Source organism: Lysobacter soli, from assembly GCF_003382285.1.
Classification (GTDB): Bacteria; Pseudomonadota; Gammaproteobacteria; order Xanthomonadales; family Xanthomonadaceae; genus Lysobacter_J; species Lysobacter_J soli.
On sequence record NZ_QTJR01000011.1, the window covers coordinates 1 to 15,845 of the forward strand.

The window sequence follows — 15,845 nt, forward strand, 5'->3', positions numbered from 1 at the left end:
CCGTTCGTTCACCGCTACGGCTTCGTTACCCCTCACCCCAACCCCTCTCCCGGTGGGAGAGGGGCTTGAAGCGCGCCTCGTCATTCCAGCGGAATATGGAACCCATCAGCCCGCAGCGACCGCTACGCGTCGCGAGCGCGCAGAAACAAAAAGGGCGCGTCACCGACGCGCCCCTTCGCAAACACTTCAAACCGAACCGCTTACGCGGCCTGCGCTGCCGACGGCTCCACCAGATCGCGCCATTGCGGCAGGCGGTCCAGGACATTGACGCCTCGCAGGTAACCCTCGTCCACCGGCGCACCGGCGACCAGCGACGAGGCCACGTGCACGGCACCGGCGACCCAGAAGCCGCTCGCCTTCAGGCGACCCGGGCGGTGCTGGAACGCGACGCCTTCGACGATCGGCATCGGCAGGCCCCACAGGCCCAGGAGGTACGCACCGGCCTCGGCGTAGTGCGGGCCGCTCGAACCTTCCGAACCGTCGGACACGCCCGGCAGCAGCTTGCCGACTTCCGCCAGCAGGCCGGCGGTGGCAGCGAGTTCGGCGCTCGGGCCCGCGAGCAGGCGACGCGCCAGGCGCGAGGTCCGCAGCGCGCGGTCCTGGATCGCCTCGCGTTCCTTCCCGGCCAGCTGGTTCGGGCCGAAGGCCTCGCTGGCCAGCACCAGGCGCAGCAGCTGCTGATGGCCCAGTCGCGTGACCGCAGCGCGGATGTCGGTGATCTCGCGACCGCCGGAGAAGTACGCCGAATTGCACAGGCGCAGCACCTTGGCGACGATCGCCGGGTCCTGCGAGAGCATCTGCGCGATGGCCGCGTTGCTCGCATCCGGATCGCGCAGCAGGCGCGAGAGTTCCAGGTACAGGCGCGGCGGCGGCGGGAGCGAGCCGACGCGGCCCACCGCCTGCTTGAGTTCCTCGCTGCCCAGCACGTTGCGCAGTTCGGCCACGCTGTCGATGGCCTCGATCAACTCGCCGGCATCCAGCGGTCGCGACAGCAGCCGGTGCGCGCAATCCAGGCCCTGCATGCTGCCGCTGTCCTCGTCCGGATCCAGCAGCAGGATGCGCACCGCCTGCGGGTGCAGCGCCGCCACCTGGCTCAGCAGGACCGGACCCGGCACGACGCCCAGGCGCAGGCCGCAGATGAAGACGTCGACGGGCTCGCCCGACGACAGTGCCGCATCGGGTTCGGCCAGCCACTGCACATTCCAGCCCAGATCGAAATAACTCAGCGACTCCTCGAATTCGCCGGCGCGGCCGGCGTCCTCACCCACGATCACGATGCGCACTGCAACCCCCGGAAATACGGAATGCGAATATCCATGACGGGTAGCGGCACGCATAGGCCGGGCTTTAGGAACTGCTGAACGGGGATGTTCTGAATTGGGAGCGGGCGCACACTTTCGGTTCCGGCCCGTCTGACGGGGCTTGGGCATCGAGCTCGGAGCTCGAGCGGCGGAGCAATTCGCTCGGACCGTCGAGCCGTCTGCTCGTGACGCCGAGTCCGGAGCTCGGACTGCCGAGCTATTTGCCCCGAACGCCGAGCTCGGAGCCCGGACCGCCGAGCTATTTGCCCCGAACGCCGAGCTCGGAGCCCCGACCGCCGAGCTATTTGCTCCGAACGCCGAGCTCGGAGCTTGAACCGCCGAGCTCTCAGCTCCGAACACCGAGTCCGGAGCTCGGACGGCCGAGCCACAAGCTCCGGACGCCGAGCCCGGAGCTCGGATCGCCAGGCTTTCAGCCAGGATATCGTGTGCCCGAACGCCGGCCGCCCTGCTCCCGACGGCCGCCCGGGCCAGCCGCGTATAATTCCCGCCCTTCCCGACTACCGACCCGCGGACCGCCGTCTCCGGCCCGTCCGCGCCCGCCGTTGCCATGTCCGACGTTTCCCTCGAAGCCGCCCGCCGCCGCACGTTCGCGATCATCTCGCACCCCGACGCGGGCAAGACCACGCTCACCGAAAAGCTGCTGCTGTTCGGCGGTGCGATCCAGATGGCCGGCTCGGTCAAGGGCCGCAAGGCCGCGCGCCATGCGACCTCCGACTGGATGGCGCTGGAAAAGGAGCGCGGCATCTCGGTGACCAGCTCGGTGATGCAGTTCCCCTACGAGGGCAGCATCGTCAACCTGCTCGACACCCCGGGCCACGCCGACTTCGGCGAGGACACCTACCGCGTGCTCACCGCGGTGGACTCGGCGCTGATGGTCATCGACGTCGCCAAGGGCGTCGAGGAGCGCACGATCAAGCTGATGGAGGTGTGCCGCCTGCGCGACACGCCGATCATGACCTTCATCAACAAGCTCGACCGCGAAGGCAAGAACCCGATCGAGCTGCTGGATGAAGTGGAAAGCGTGCTGAAGATCCAGTGCGCGCCCATCACCTGGCCCATCGGCATGGGCCAGCGCCTGAAGGGCGTGGTGCACCTGGTCACCGGCGAGGTGCACCTGTACGAACAGGGCCGCAACTTCACGCGCCAGGATTCGACGATCTTCCCGTCCATCGACGACCCGGCGCTGGAAGCGCGCATCGGTGCGCAGATGCTGCAGGAACTGCGCGACGAGCTGGAACTGGTCGAAGGCGCCTCGCATCCGTTCGACGTCGCGAAGTATCTGGCCGGCGAACAGACGCCGGTGTTCTTCGGCTCGGCCGTGAACAACTTCGGCGTGCAGCTGCTGCTGGACTTCTTCGTCGAGCACGCGCCCTCGCCCAAGCCGCGCGCCACCACGTCGCGCGAAGTCGCCGCGTACGAGCCCAAGCTCACCGGCTTCGTCTTCAAGATCCAGGCGAACATGGATCCGCAACACCGCGACCGCGTGGCGTTCATGCGCGTGTGCTCGGGCAAGTTCAGCGCCGGCATGAAGGCGTTCCACGTGCGCAGCGGCAAGGAAGTGAAGCTCGCCAACGCGCTGACCTTCATGGCGAGCGATCGCGAGATCGCCGAGAGCGCGTGGCCGGGCGACGTCATCGGCATCCACAACCACGGCACGATCTCCATCGGCGACACGTTCACCGAAGGCGAGAACCTGAGCTTCACCGGCATCCCGAACTTCGCGCCCGAGCTGTTCCGCCGCGCGCGCCTGCGCGATCCGCTGAAACTCAAGCAGCTGCAGAAGGGCCTCGCGCAGCTGTCGGAAGAAGGCGCGACGCAGTTCTTCCGCCCGCTGATGAGCAACGACCTGATCCTCGGCGCAGTCGGCGTGCTGCAGTTCGATGTCGTCGCGTACCGCCTGAAGGACGAGTACGGCGTGGACGCGAGCTTCGAGCAGGTCAGCGTGGCGACCGCCCGCTGGATCCGCTGCGACAACGAGAAGAAGCTGGAAGAGTTCCGCGACAAGAACGCGATGAACCTCGCGCTCGATGCGGCCGGCCAGCTGGTTTACCTCGCTCCCACGCGCGTGAACCTGCAGCTGGCGCAGGAACGTGCGCCGGACGTGACGTTCCTGGCCACGCGCGAGCACGCGCACGCGGCGGCGTTCGACTGATGTCGCCGGTGGCGCTTTGGTGGCTGGCCGCGTGGCTGGCGCTCAACGCCGCCACCGTGCTCGTGTTCGCCTACGACAAGGCGATTGCGGGCGGTACGCGCCGGCGCGTGCCGGAACGGACGCTTTTGACGCTCGCGCTACTCGGCGGCTCGCCGGGCGCCCTGCTGGCGATGGCGTTGTTCCGCCACAAGACGGCGAAGGCGGCGTTCCGCCGGGCCATGATGGCGATCGTCGCGCTGCAGGTCATCGTGCTGGGGCTGTTCTACCTGTTCCGCTGACGCGCGCGCGTCACTTCCGCGCCGGCAACTTCCCCACCCAGTCCGGGATCGTCTGGTCCGCGTCGAAGTATTCGAAGATCAGGTGGATGCGGTCGGTGTCGCCGTTGTTCTCCACGGCGTGCACGGCCATGTTGCTCACTTCCACCGCCTCGCCTTCGACGAAGTGGTAGCCGGTGCCGTCGATGAAGAACACGACGCGGTCGTTGGTGAGAAGCGGCACGTGGATCTTGTGCGGCCACTTCGCGGCCGGGTTCGCGTCGCGATGCGGCTTGATCACGCCGCCCGGCGCCATGCGCGCGAGCATCACGCGCGGGAATTCCGCGTTCGCATAGCCGTACGGCGCCACGGCCTGCGCCATGACGGGCTCGAGCAGCTCGCGCCATGACGACCACAGCGGCCGTTCGTAGTGCTTGCGCCAGTCCTGGAAGTCGCTGACGAAGCGGAACACGATGTGGCGCGTGCGATCGAGCGCTTCGAAGCGGTTGGGCTTGTCGGCGTTCTCCGCGTCCCACGTCGCCTCGGGCAGCGCGAGCACCGCCTCGCGCAGGCGTGCGATGTCGACATGGCCCAGGCGTCGCACCGATGTCGTCTTGCGCGGATTGGGCTGGATGTCTTCCGGTTTGAAGCCGGCGGGCGGGAACGTCGTGGTGGCCATGGTCAGAACTCGTAGCCGAACAGTTCGAGGTCGCGCCTGTATACGGACGCGACGTCCTGGATCAGCGCATCGTCGTAGTAATCGCGGTAGCTGCCGCGGCGCGAGCTGTTGACCTGACCGAGCGTCGCCCCGGGGATCTTCAGGCGTTCGCAGATCAGATCGTACGACCCCTGCATGTCCTCCACGCGCCCGACGTGGTCGGCGAGCACCGCGCCATCTTCGCCGGTGACGAACGTGTGCTGCGGCTGGAACAGGATGTGCTGCCGGGCGCGCGGGTCCTGCAGGATGTAGCGCATCACCTGCTGCGGGTTCTTCAGGAACGCTCCGTCGGCGCGCGTCATGAACGCGCAGTACGAGATGAAGCGGTCGAACGGGTTACGCACGAAGGCGAACTTGAAGTACGACGCGAATGCCTCGTCGCCGAGGAACGGACGGATCTGCTGCAACGTGATGTGGCCGTGCTTGATCGCGGCGAGTTCCTCGAACGGGAACCGCTTGTTGACGAACAGGCCGACCTGTTCGAGATCGTCCTCGCTCATGTGCTCGCGCAGCGCCTGCCGCACCGAATGCGTGCCGGTCTTGGGAATGGCGGCGAAAACGAAGCGGTGCTGGTGCGAGATGATCATCGGTCCCCGACGCGATTGGCTCTGCCGGCCATCATAGAGCGCGACGCGGCGCACGAGCGGGCCGCGACGGCGTGCGCATCCTGCGCGACGCGGCGCACGAGCGGGCCGCGACGGCGTGCGCATCCTGCGCGCCGCGTCACAGCCCGGGCGAACGGGACGGCCCACATCAGAGCAAATACTCCAGCCTGCGCTAGGATGCTCGAACCATGCCCCCCGCACGCTCCGTCCATGACGGCTCCGCTCCTGTCGAGCCGCCCATTGCGCCCTCCGCGCGGCCTTCCGCGGCGGACGAGCCGCATTCGGTCCGCGAGGAACTCGTCAACGCGCTGACCCATGGCCTGGGCGCCACCGCCGCGCTCGCCGGCGGCGCGGTCCTGATCACCCTCGCCGCGCTGTTCGGCGACGGCTGGCAACTGGGCAGCGCGATCGTATTCGGCATTTGCCTGCTGGCGCTCTACCTCGCGTCCACGCTGTACCACGCGATCCAGCATCCGGTCGCCAAGGCCCGGCTGAAGGTGGTGGATCACTGCGCGATCTACCTGCTGATCGCGGGCACCTACACGCCCTTCACGCTCATCGGCCTGCGCGGGCCGTGGGGCTGGGGACTGTTCGCAGCGATCTGGACGCTGGCGCTGGCGGGCGTCGTGTTCAAGCTGTTCTTCACCGGGCGCTTCAAGTTGCTGTCGACCGGCATCTACATCGCCATGGGCTGGCTGGTGCTGGTCGCAATCAAGCCGCTGATCGGCGCGCTCGACGGCTGGACCATCGGTTGGCTGTTCGGTGGCGGCCTCTTCTATACGCTGGGCACGGTGTTCTATCACCGGCCTTCGCTGCCGTACTCGCACGCGATCTGGCATCTGTTCGTCGTCGCCGGAAGCGTGTGCCATTACGTCGCCGTGATGGCGCAGGTCGTCACGCCGGGAACGCTGCTTCCGACCTGAACTGCTCGCAAACGCATTCACTTTCGCTTTACCGCGCGCCGCCGATGGTGGGGGCGATTCTTGCGGAAGTGTGCAGTGAACCGATTGCGTCTCCCATTCATTCCCGAGCTTCGCGTGCGCTGCGGCGCGCGCGCGTGACGCATGCCCTGGCGCAGCGCACACGCAGCGGGACCGGACGACGCGAACGGCCGCGCGTGGCCGCATCGCCATCCGGTAATGACGGCACTGGCAATCGTGGCGGTGCTCGTCGCCGTCCTCATCGCGATCTGGGACTGGAACTGGTTCAAGGGCCCGGTCGAGCGCCAGGTCAAGGCGCGCACCGGCCGTGAGTTCCACATCGGCGGGAACCTCGATGTCGACCTGGGCTGGACGCCGGTCGTCTCCGCCGAAAAGGTCAGCTTCGGCAACGCCGAATGGTCGCGCGCGCCGCAGATGGCGACCGCCGACCGCGCCGAAATAGGCATCGCATTGTGGCCGCTGCTGCGTCGCCAGGTGTTGTTGCCGTTGATCCGGCTCGACAACCCGCGCCTGCTCCTGGAGACCAACCCGAAAGGCGGCGACGGCAACTGGATCTTCGGCGAGAAGGGCGGCGACACCGACGTGCAATTCCGTCGCGTCGATATCCAGCGGGGCTTCGTGCAGTTCCTCGATGCACCCAACCGCACTGACATCCGCGTCGGCGTGAGCAGCCAGCACAAGGCCGCGCGCGATGCTTCCGCGCCGGTGTCCGTGGTGGGCGGCGGCCTGTGGCAGAACAACCGGTTCGTCCTTCAGGGCAATGCCGCTTCGCCGCTGTTGCTGCGCGATCGCACCGCGCCGTACCGCATCAACGTGCGCGCCTCCGCTGGCGCGACGCACGCGCATGCGCGCGGCACGCTGCTCGATCCGCTCCGCCTTCGCGGGTTCGACCTGCAGATGAAGCTGTCGGGGCGCGACCTGGGCGACCTGTATCCGCTGCTCGGCCTGGCGATTCCACACACGCCGCCGTACTCGCTCGACGGGCGCTTCAGCCGCGAGGGCGAGGTCTGGCATTACCGCAAGTTCGACGGCCGCATCGGCGACAGCGACATGCATGGCGATGCGAGCGTCGACACCTCCGGCAAGCGTCCGTACCTGCGCGCGGACCTGACCTCGCGCCGCCTGGACTTCGACGACCTCGCCGGTTTCGTCGGCGGCACGCCGCAGACCGGTCGCGGCGAGACCGCCAACGCCGAGCAGGACAAGGATGCGGCGCAGCAGGATGCGAGCGGGCGCCTGCTGCCGCAGACGCCGTACAACCTCACCAAACTGCGCGCGATGGATGCCGACGTCCGCCTGCGCGCGATGCGCATCAACGCGCCCAGCCTGCCGCTGGACGACATGGACGCGCACCTGCTGCTCGAAGGCGGCATGCTCAAGCTCGACCCGCTCAACTTCGGCGTGGCCGAAGGCGACATCCGCTCGCGCATCCGCATGGACGCGCGTACCGACACGATCCGCACGCGCGCCGACGCGGACATCGCCGGATTGAACCTCGGCAAGCTGCTGCCCAAGGTCGAGATCACGCAGAACGCGATCGGCAAGATCAGCGGCAAGGTCGGCATCGAAGGCACCGGCAATTCCATCGCCGCGATGCTCGGCAGCAGCGACGGCAACATTGCCGTCGGCATGGGCCAGGGCCGCATCAGCAACCTGCTGATGGAGATGGCCGGCATCGACCTGGCCGAGATCATCAAGTTCAAGCTCGGCGGCGACAAGCAGATTCCCGTGCGCTGCGCGTTCGCCGACTTCGGCGTCGACGACGGCCTGATGACCACGCGTTCGCTCGCCTTCGATACGAGCGACACGATCCTCATCGGCTCCGGCACGGTGAACCTGCGCGACGAGAAGCTCGATCTCACGATCCGGCCGCGTCCGAAGGACCGCAGCCTGCTCGCCTTCCGCACGCCGCTGCGCGTGGATGGCACGTTCAAGAAGCCTGCGGTGCATCCGGACCTGGCGAAGGTCGGCCTGCGTGGCGCGATCGCGCTGACGTTGGCGACGATCACGCCGCCGGCGGCGTTGCTGGCGACGCTGGAACTTGGTCCGGGCGAAGACTCGGGTTGCGGCGGGAAGTACGCGAAGTAGGTCCCGGCCGCCGTATCGCTCGCGTCAGCTGGCGATGTAGCGCTGCAGCTGGTCCAGTTCGAGTTGCTGGTCTTCGATCACCGCCTTCACGAGGTCGCCGATCGACACCACGCCAAGCACCTGCCCGTTGTGCACGACCGGCAGGTGGCGGATGCGGCGGTCGGTGACGATCTGCATGCAGCGATCGGTGGTGTCGTCCAGGCCGATGCTGATGACTTCGGCCGTCATGATCGTGCGCACCGGTGTGTCGGCCGAGGAGCGGCCCTGCAGCACGATCTTCCGCGCGTAATCGCGTTCGGAAAGAATGCCTACCAGCCGCCCGCCCTCAAGCACCAGTACCGCACCGATGCGCTTTTCGGCCATGAGGCGGATCGCGTCGATCACGGGCGCGTCCGGGCCGATCGCGAACACTTCCGGCGCCTTGGCTTCCAGCAGTTGCCGCACGGTACGCATGGCCGACTCCATGTTCCTGGGGGCTCGCGGCCGAGCATACTCCAGCGCGGCGTCAACGCATGCGAAGGCGTGAACGCGCGACGGGACCCGCATCGAGCGCTCTCGAAGCCCGCTCAGTCCACCGCGGAACCGTGCAGACGGTGGACGCGATCGCCCTCGTCGGCCGCATGCGCCGGCCGGGCGGGAGACGCGGGCTGCCAGCTGTCCACCAGATAGAGCGGGCGTTGCTTGGATTCGTCGTAGAGGCGACCGAGGTATTCGCCGATCACGCCCAGCGCGATCAGCTGTACGCCGCCGAGGAAGAGGATCACCGACATCATCGTCGGCCAGCCCGCGACCGGATCGCCCCACAGCAGTGCCTTGACGATGATCGCCACGCCATAGAGGAAGGCGACCAGCGCGGTCAGCAGGCCCAGATACGTGGCCAGTCGTAACGGCGCGGTCGAAAAACTGGTGATGCCTTCCAGCGCGAGGTTCCACAGGCGCCAGAAATTGAACTTGCTGCTGCCGGCCATGCGCGGGTCGCGGTGATAAGGAATCGCGATGCGGTTGTAGCCGACCCAGCCGAACAGGCCCTTCATGAAGCGATGGCGTTCGCGCAGCTGCTGCAATGCATGCAGCGCGCGGGCCGAGAGCAAGCGGAAATCGCCGGTGTCGGCAGGAATCGGCGTTTTCGAAAGCGCGCCGATCACGCGATAGAACGCGTGCGCGGTGACGCGCTTGAGCCACCTTTCGCCTTCGCGCTCCATGCGCGTGCCGTGGATGTCGTCGTAGCCCTCGCGCCACTTGGCGACGAATTGCGGGATCAGTTCCGGCGGATCCTGCCCGTCGGCGTCGAGGATCAGCGCCGCGCCCTCGTCCACGCGATCCAGTCCCGCGGTCAGCGCCAGCTCCTTGCCGAAATTGCGCGACAGGCGCAGCAGTGCGATCCGGCGATCGGCCGCCGCGAGGTGCTGCATCACCTGCCAGGTCGCGTCGCGGCTGCCGTCGTCGACATACAGCACCTGCGCGTCGATGCCGTCGCGCGCGAGCGCGTCGAGCTGCGCCTCGATGCGCGGGTGCAGCACCGGCAGGCTGTCGGCCTCGTTGAAGGCGGCAATGACGATCGTGAGGCGTTCGGCGGTCATGACGGGATGGTACTGGGTGATCGGGAGCCGGAGCTCATTCGAGGCGTTGCAGGTATCCGGTGCCGCCCATGTAGCGCATCTGGCGTTGGATCGCCTGAGCACGCCGCTGCACATATGGACCGGGCTTGGCGATGCTGTAGCGACGCGGGCTCGGCAGCACGGCGGCCATGCGGGCAGCCTCTGCTGCGGTGAGCCGCGCGGCGTCCTTCCGGAAGTACGTGCGCGCGGCGGCCTGCGCGCCGTACACCCCGTCACCGAACTCGGCGACGTTGACGTACACCTCGACGATGCGGTGCTTGGGCCACATCGTCTCGATGAGCACGGTGTACCAAGCCTCGATGCCCTTGCGCACCCAGCTGCGTCCGCTCCACAGGAACAGGTTCTTCGCCGTCTGCTGGCTGATGGTGCTGCCGCCGCGCACCTTGCGGCCGCGCTCGTTGTTCTTGCGCGCGCGCTCGATGGCCTTGAGGTCGAAGCCGTAGTGCTCGGCGAAGGTCTGGTCTTCCGAGGCGATCACCGCAAGCGGCACGTAGGGCGAGATGTCGTCCAGATCGCGCCAGTCATGGGCGATGCGGAACGACCAGTCGCCATCGCCCCAGGCTTCGAGCTGGCGCCAGACCATGAAGGCACTGAAGGGCGGATCGACGAAGCGCAGCGTCGCCACCTGCACCACGCTCAGCACCAGAGCCGCAAGCGGAAGCGCGATCAACCAGCGCAGCCAGCGACGGCGTCGGCGCGGCAACGCGTGCCCGTGCGCCGGCGATGCCGCGGCGTCCAACTCTTGCACGGGCGATGCTCCGTCCCCATGGTGGTGTCGACTTTTCAAACTTGACGCCTCTTCACACGACCGCGCGCATTATTCCAACGACGCGCGCCAACCGCACGAGTTCCGCATGCCCCAGACCGATACCGCGCCCGTCGGCGACCGCGACAAGTTGACCCGCTTCCTCATCGAGACCGCCGGCGTACGCGGCGTGCGCGTGCACCTGGCCGATACGTGGACGCAGGTCCGCGAACGCGCCGAGTACCCGCAGGCCGCGGCCGAACTGCTCGGCGAGGCGCTCGTCGCAGCGGCTGCATTCACCGGCCACGCCAAGGTCGACGGCCGGCTGTCGGTGCAGCTGCGGGGCCATGGCGCGCTGCGCACCCTGTTTGCCGAGTGCACCGCCGCCGGCACCTTGCGCGGCATCGCGCAGGTCGACGAGGACGCCGGGACCGTTTCGCGCGACCTGCGCGACCTCGGCGAAGGCGCGCTGCTGGCCATCACCATCGAGAACCCGTCGCTCGATGGACGCGAACCCATGCGCTACCAGGGCCTGGTGTCGCTGGAGTCGGACTCGCTCGCCGGCGCCTTCGAGGACTACTTCCGCCAGTCCGAGCAGTTGCCGACGAGGCTCCTGCTCGCCGCCGACGAACGGCAGGCCGCGGGGCTGATGTTGCAGAAGCTGCCGGGGGATCATGGCGACGACGACGGCTGGTCGCGGGTGGGTGCGCTGTTCGACACGCTCACCACGCGCGAGCTGCTGGAATGGTCCGCGGATGACCTGCTGACCCGACTGTTCCACGAGGACGGGGTGCAGGTGCTGGGGCAAAGGCCGCTTCGCTTCGCATGCTCGTGTTCGCGCGAGCGGGTGGAGTCGATGCTCGTCTCCCTCGGCCAGGCCGAGGCGGAGGCGGCCGTCGAGGCGGCCGGTGGCGCCGCCGAGATCCGTTGCGAGTTTTGCGGACAGAGTTACCGTTTCGACGCAGAGGAAATCGCTAGCTTGTTCACCGTGGCAACGACGGAACTGGCGGCCCCGGACAGGGTCCAGTGACCGTCCGGACGCCCTGGGGAATTGTTAAATAAACATAAACGGTCTATAGTCGCGGTCCTCAGGAGAGGGGAACTCCGCCCGGTTAAACCGGTCGTATCCAAGACATGAACACGCGCCTGCTTCGACTGCCGTTGACCCTGATGCTCGCCATTGGCGTGGCGGCAGGCGTGCACGCGCAGTCCCGCACCACGGCCGCGGATACGACCTACCTGCCGGTCTGGAACCAGAGCAGCGGCAAGCTCGAATACCTCCTGCAGCTCGAACCTACCGGCGCGCCCGTCGCAGGCGCCCGCTGGCGCGTGGGCAGCAACACGCTCGATGCGGCCTTCGGCCTGGAAGCAGGCGACACGCTCGGCCTGGTCTGCGATCGCAAGACCGGCCTGGCCGGCGCCATCGGCAACCTCGCCAACCATTGCGCACTCGCCTCGCTCGACGAGGACGACGATCGCACCGCGGCCCGTACCGGCACGCTTGGCGCAAGCCTGAGCCGCGCCGGCGGCAAGGTCGGCCTGGCGCTCGGCACCGGGCGCGACACCCTGCCTGCCTGGCTGAGCCCGAACGCGAAGTTCAGCAAGGTCGACCAGAACACCCTCACCGTCTACGGCCAGAAGAACATCGGCCGTGAAGCCACGGTTTCGATCGGCGGCACGTGGGCGCGGGCCAAGCTCATCCCCGCGGGCGAAATGCCTGCGCTGGCCGATCGCTGGAGCAGCCACAGTCTTACCGTTGGCGCGGGCATGGGCAATTTCAGCGCCAACATCGTCGGCCGCGTGGTCGACACGCCGGGCGAACCCGGCCAGTGGGAAGGCTTGGGCGTCGGCCTGACTTGGCGCACGCCGTGGAGCGGACAGCTCACGGTCGGTGCAGAGAACGTCGTGACTCGCGGCAAGAATCCGTTCGCACCGGAGAACGTCGACAAGGACGAAGGCACCGTGCCTTACGTCCGATACGAGCAGGATCTCTGACGTGAGCCGCGGCGCATTGCGCCGAACTCCGGGCACGAAACCACGACGGCCGCGCAACCAGCGCGGCCGTTTTGCGTTTGATCACAGGCCTGTGGACTCCATACGTCGCAGTACCAAGGCGTACGGATTTCACATGTTTCAAACTGTGCGTTAACGACACTTTCACTTCTCGCGCAAGCTGGTTAGGATCCGGTTGCCTTGCCGATTTTGGCGTTCCGTTTGACGCCACCGGCCAGGTCCCATGGGATCCATCGACTCACGCTTGGAGAGAGAGATGAACTTGAAGACCACCCCGCTCCGCGACGCGATCGTCTATTCGCTCGCGGTCGGCGCTACCGCGGTCGCCAGTACCGGCATCGCCGTCGCACAGGAACAGCAGCAGACCACCACGCTCGACCGCATCGAAGTCACCGGCTCGCGCATCCGCCAGGTCGACATCGAGACCGAAGCGCCGGTGCTCACCATCAGCCGCGCGGACATCGAACAGCAGGGCTTCCAGTCGGTCGCCGACATCCTGCAGAACATTTCCGCCGTCGGCGCCCCGGCCATCAGCCGCGCCTCCCCGCTCAGCGCGGGCGAGAACGTCGGCGGCCAGTTCATCAGCATGCGCAACCTCGGTACGACGCGCACGCTGATCCTGGTCAACGGCAAGCGCCTGGGCATCAGCACCAGCGGCCTGCAGGACGTGTCGCTCATCCCGACCGTCGCGGTCGAGCGCGTCGAAGTGCTGAAGGACGGCGCCTCGTCGATCTACGGCTCGGACGCCATCGCCGGCGTGGTGAACATCATCACGCGCTCGAACTTCGAAGGTGCCACGGTCGATGCGTACTACGGCCAGTACAGCGAAGGCGACGGCGAGACCACGCGCGCTTCGGGCATCCTCGGCTTCACCGGTGACCGCGGCTCGCTGACGGCGGCCGTCGAATACCGCAAGGAAGAGGAAGTCTTCGCACGCGATCGCGAGTATTCGGCGTACCCGCAGAGCTACAAGCACCCGACCCGCGGCTGGACCACGGCTTCGCAGTGGGGCCAGGTGACCGACGCCCGCAACGCCACGACCAACCCGTTCGGCGTGGGCAACCTGGTGCTCAACGAGGGTGCGGACTGGCGCCGCATCGCCAACTACCACACGCAGAACACGAACACCGGCACTACGGCTGCAGATCCGAACGGTTCCCCGGTCGACAAGAGCAACACCAACCAGCAGACGCACCTGCGCACGCCGCTGGAGAGCAAGTCGCTGTTCGTCAACGGCCTGTTCGACATCACCGAGAACGTGCGCTTCCGCGGTGACGTGCTGTACACCGACCGCACCTCCGAGCGCCAGGTCGCCGGCTATCCGTTCCAGAGCGCCTCGGCCGGCGTCGTGCCGGGCGGCTTCAAGATGGCCGCGAACAGCTACTACAACCCGGTCGGCACCTGGCACGGCTTCGCCAATCCGCACGCGGTGAACTTCACCCGTCGTACGTGGGAAGTGCCGCGCGTCGACCAGCCGCAGTCCACCACGTGGCGTTTCGCCGCGGCCGTGGAAGGCAGCTTTGGCGTCGCCGACCGCATGTTCGACTGGGACGTCAACTACCTCTACAACAACAACAAGGTCCACCAGGAAAACTACGGCAACCTCAACATCGAGCGCGCCCGTCAGTCGACCGGTGCCTCGTTCCTGGACACCGACGGCGTGGTCAAGTGCGGCACGCCGGGCAACGTGATCCTGGGCTGCGTGCCGTGGAACCCGTTCATCCCGTACGGTCGCGTCGGCGACGGCGGCCTCACCGGCAACCAGGCCCTGCAGGACTGGCTGTTCCAGCGCCTGAATTCGTCGGGCGAAACTGAAACGACGGTGTACGCGGCGAACCTGAGCGGTTCGCTGGCGACGTTGCCGGCGGGCGACCTGGGCGTGGCGGTGGGCGTCGAAAACCGCAAGGAAGAAGGTCGCTTCATTCCCGACGCGCAGGCGGTCACGGGCAACTCGACCACGCTCGCGAGCGGTCCGACGCAGGGCAGCTACTCGGTGGACGAAATCTACGCCGAGTTGTTCATCCCGGTGCTGGCCGACCTGCCGGGCGCGAAGGAACTGAGCTTCAGCCTCGCCACCCGCTACTCGGACTACGACACCTTCGGCGACACGCTCAACAGCAAGTTCGGCTTCAAGTGGAAGCCGCTGGATTCGCTGCTGTTCCGTGGTACCTACGCTGAAGGCTTCCGTGCGCCGACGATCGCCGACCTGTACGGTGGCGGCTCGCAGACGTTCTCGTTCTTCACCGACCCGTGCGACACGAGCTTCGGTGCGGCGGCGTCCAACCCGACCGTTCGTGCTGCGTGCGGCACCCAGGCGCCGGTGGTTCCGAACCCGAACACGTTCCGTCAGCTGGCGCAGGGCTTCACCCCGGCGACCGCGGCCGGCGCACAGTCGCCGGTGGCGTTCTTCTCCGGTTCGAACCCGAACCTGATCCCGGAAACCTCGGAGTCCAAGACGCTGGGCACCGTGTGGAGCCCGGGCTTCATCGAAGGCCTGAACATCAGCCTGGACTGGTGGAACATCCGCATCGACGACACCATCGTCGCCGACTCGCCGACGCAGATCCTCAACGACTGCTACATCCAGAACGATCCGACGCGCTGCGCACTGTTCACGCGTGACGCGGCCCAGGGTTACGTCAACAACCTCGCCTTCGCCAGCATCAACGCCGGCTACCGCGAGGCCGAGGGCTGGGACATGGACCTGAGCTACCGTCTGGCGACGGAAGGCTTCGGTACGTTCAACCTGTCCTGGCAGACGACGTACACCACCAAGGACGAGATCAAGACCGACACCAACCCGGCGACCAAGGCGCAGCAGCTGGTCGGCTACGCGACCTCGCCGGGCTTCGTGGGTACCTTCCGCGTCCGCTCCAACACCAGCCTGACGTGGGATCTGGGCATGTGGAGCGCGACCTGGGGCATGCGCTACTACTCGGGCATGAAGGAAACCTGCTTGTCGGCCGCGCTGTTCCCGGATGAGTGCTCCAATCCGGAGTTCGCCGTCGCCAACCCGGTGCCGGCACAGGCGCGCGCGATCAACGAGATCGGCTCCAACACCTTCCACGACCTGGAATTCCGCTGGAAGGCGCCGTGGAACGCGACCGTCGCGGTCGGTGCGAACAACGTGTTCGACCACCAGGGTCCGGTGGTGTACAGCCAGCCGAACGCGAACGTGTCCTACCAGGGCCAGTTCGACATCGGTCGTTTCTTCTACATGAAGTACCAGCAGCGCTTCTGATCCATCCACGGATGGAGCAATCGAGCGGCCCCGAAAGGGGCCGCTTTTTTTTTGCCCCGTGCAAGCCGCACTGCCCGCCTGCCGCTCCGCCGCGAGCACGAAAGCGGCTCTGCCACCCCGGCGGATTCGGCGGGGCCTTTCGATGTG

At 67.3% G+C, this 15,845-nt stretch carries 13 protein-coding genes; 7 read left to right on the top strand and 6 right to left on the bottom strand.

Annotated elements, in window-relative coordinates:
* Positions 1-200: 200 nt before the first annotated feature.
* Entirely contained in the window at positions 201-1,283 is a 1,083-nt protein-coding gene (locus DX912_RS14070; protein ID WP_233433597.1) for an HDOD domain-containing protein, read from the bottom strand.
* A gap of 586 nt (positions 1,284-1,869) precedes the next feature.
* Here DX912_RS14070 and DX912_RS14080 point away from each other — a divergent pair.
* Together DX912_RS14080 and DX912_RS14085 are read left to right on the top strand one after the other, a co-directional pair.
* Positions 1,870-3,474: a peptide chain release factor 3 gene (locus tag DX912_RS14080; protein WP_115843358.1), complete on the top strand. Its 1,605-nt coding sequence runs from the start codon at positions 1,870-1,872 to the stop codon at positions 3,472-3,474.
* An 8-nt stretch (positions 3,475-3,482) separates the two neighbouring features.
* Complete coding sequence (locus DX912_RS14085) at positions 3,483-3,752, top strand: DUF1294 domain-containing protein (RefSeq protein WP_233433598.1); 270 nt, start codon at positions 3,483-3,485, stop codon at positions 3,750-3,752.
* A gap of 10 nt (positions 3,753-3,762) precedes the next feature.
* On the opposite strand, the gene DX912_RS14090 is transcribed toward DX912_RS14085, so the two are convergent.
* Both DX912_RS14090 and DX912_RS14095 read right to left on the bottom strand, forming a co-directional pair.
* Positions 3,763-4,407: an aspartyl/asparaginyl beta-hydroxylase domain-containing protein gene (locus tag DX912_RS14090; RefSeq protein ID WP_115843362.1), complete on the bottom strand. Its 645-nt coding sequence runs from the start codon at positions 4,405-4,407 to the stop codon at positions 3,763-3,765.
* Positions 4,408-4,409: 2 nt separating this feature from the next.
* Positions 4,410-5,033: a sulfotransferase family 2 domain-containing protein gene (locus DX912_RS14095; RefSeq protein ID WP_115843364.1), complete on the bottom strand. Its 624-nt coding sequence runs from the start codon at positions 5,031-5,033 to the stop codon at positions 4,410-4,412.
* Positions 5,034-5,239: 206 nt separating this feature from the next.
* Here DX912_RS14095 and trhA point away from each other — a divergent pair, with 206 nt between their 5' ends.
* Entirely contained in the window at positions 5,240-5,974 is a 735-nt protein-coding gene (gene trhA, locus DX912_RS14100) for a PAQR family membrane homeostasis protein TrhA (RefSeq protein ID WP_115843366.1), read from the top strand.
* A 216-nt stretch (positions 5,975-6,190) separates the two neighbouring features.
* Complete coding sequence (locus tag DX912_RS14105; protein ID WP_233433599.1) at positions 6,191-8,080, top strand: AsmA family protein; 1,890 nt, start codon at positions 6,191-6,193, stop codon at positions 8,078-8,080.
* 24 nt (positions 8,081-8,104) lie between these two features.
* On the opposite strand, the gene DX912_RS14110 is transcribed toward DX912_RS14105, so the two are convergent.
* The 3 genes from DX912_RS14110 to mtgA all read right to left on the bottom strand — a co-directional run bounded on the left by DX912_RS14110 (position 8,105) and on the right by mtgA (position 10,438).
* A complete protein-coding gene (locus DX912_RS14110) occupies positions 8,105-8,533 on the bottom strand; it encodes a CBS domain-containing protein (RefSeq protein ID WP_115843552.1) in 429 nt (142 codons plus the stop codon).
* Positions 8,534-8,646: 113 nt separating this feature from the next.
* Positions 8,647-9,660 (bottom strand): glycosyltransferase family 2 protein, encoded by a 1,014-nt coding sequence (locus DX912_RS14115; RefSeq protein ID WP_115843370.1) that lies wholly within the window; start codon positions 9,658-9,660, stop codon positions 8,647-8,649.
* A 34-nt stretch (positions 9,661-9,694) separates the two neighbouring features.
* Entirely contained in the window at positions 9,695-10,438 is a 744-nt protein-coding gene (mtgA, locus tag DX912_RS14120) for a monofunctional biosynthetic peptidoglycan transglycosylase (protein ID WP_233433604.1), read from the bottom strand.
* 115 nt (positions 10,439-10,553) lie between these two features.
* Here mtgA and hslO point away from each other — a divergent pair, with 115 nt between their 5' ends.
* From hslO to DX912_RS14135, 3 genes are all read left to right on the top strand, one after another.
* Positions 10,554-11,474 (top strand): Hsp33 family molecular chaperone HslO, encoded by a 921-nt coding sequence (gene hslO, locus DX912_RS14125; protein WP_115843372.1) that lies wholly within the window; start codon positions 10,554-10,556, stop codon positions 11,472-11,474.
* A 140-nt stretch (positions 11,475-11,614) separates the two neighbouring features.
* Positions 11,615-12,439, top strand: a complete 825-nt coding sequence (locus DX912_RS14130; RefSeq protein WP_181902849.1) for an XOO1806 family protein — start codon at positions 11,615-11,617, stop codon at positions 12,437-12,439.
* Positions 12,440-12,713: 274 nt separating this feature from the next.
* The gene (locus tag DX912_RS14135) at positions 12,714-15,698 is read left to right on the top strand and encodes a TonB-dependent receptor domain-containing protein (protein WP_115843376.1); all 2,985 of its coding nucleotides are present in this window, start codon (positions 12,714-12,716) and stop codon (positions 15,696-15,698) included.
* Positions 15,699-15,845 lie beyond the last annotated feature (147 nt).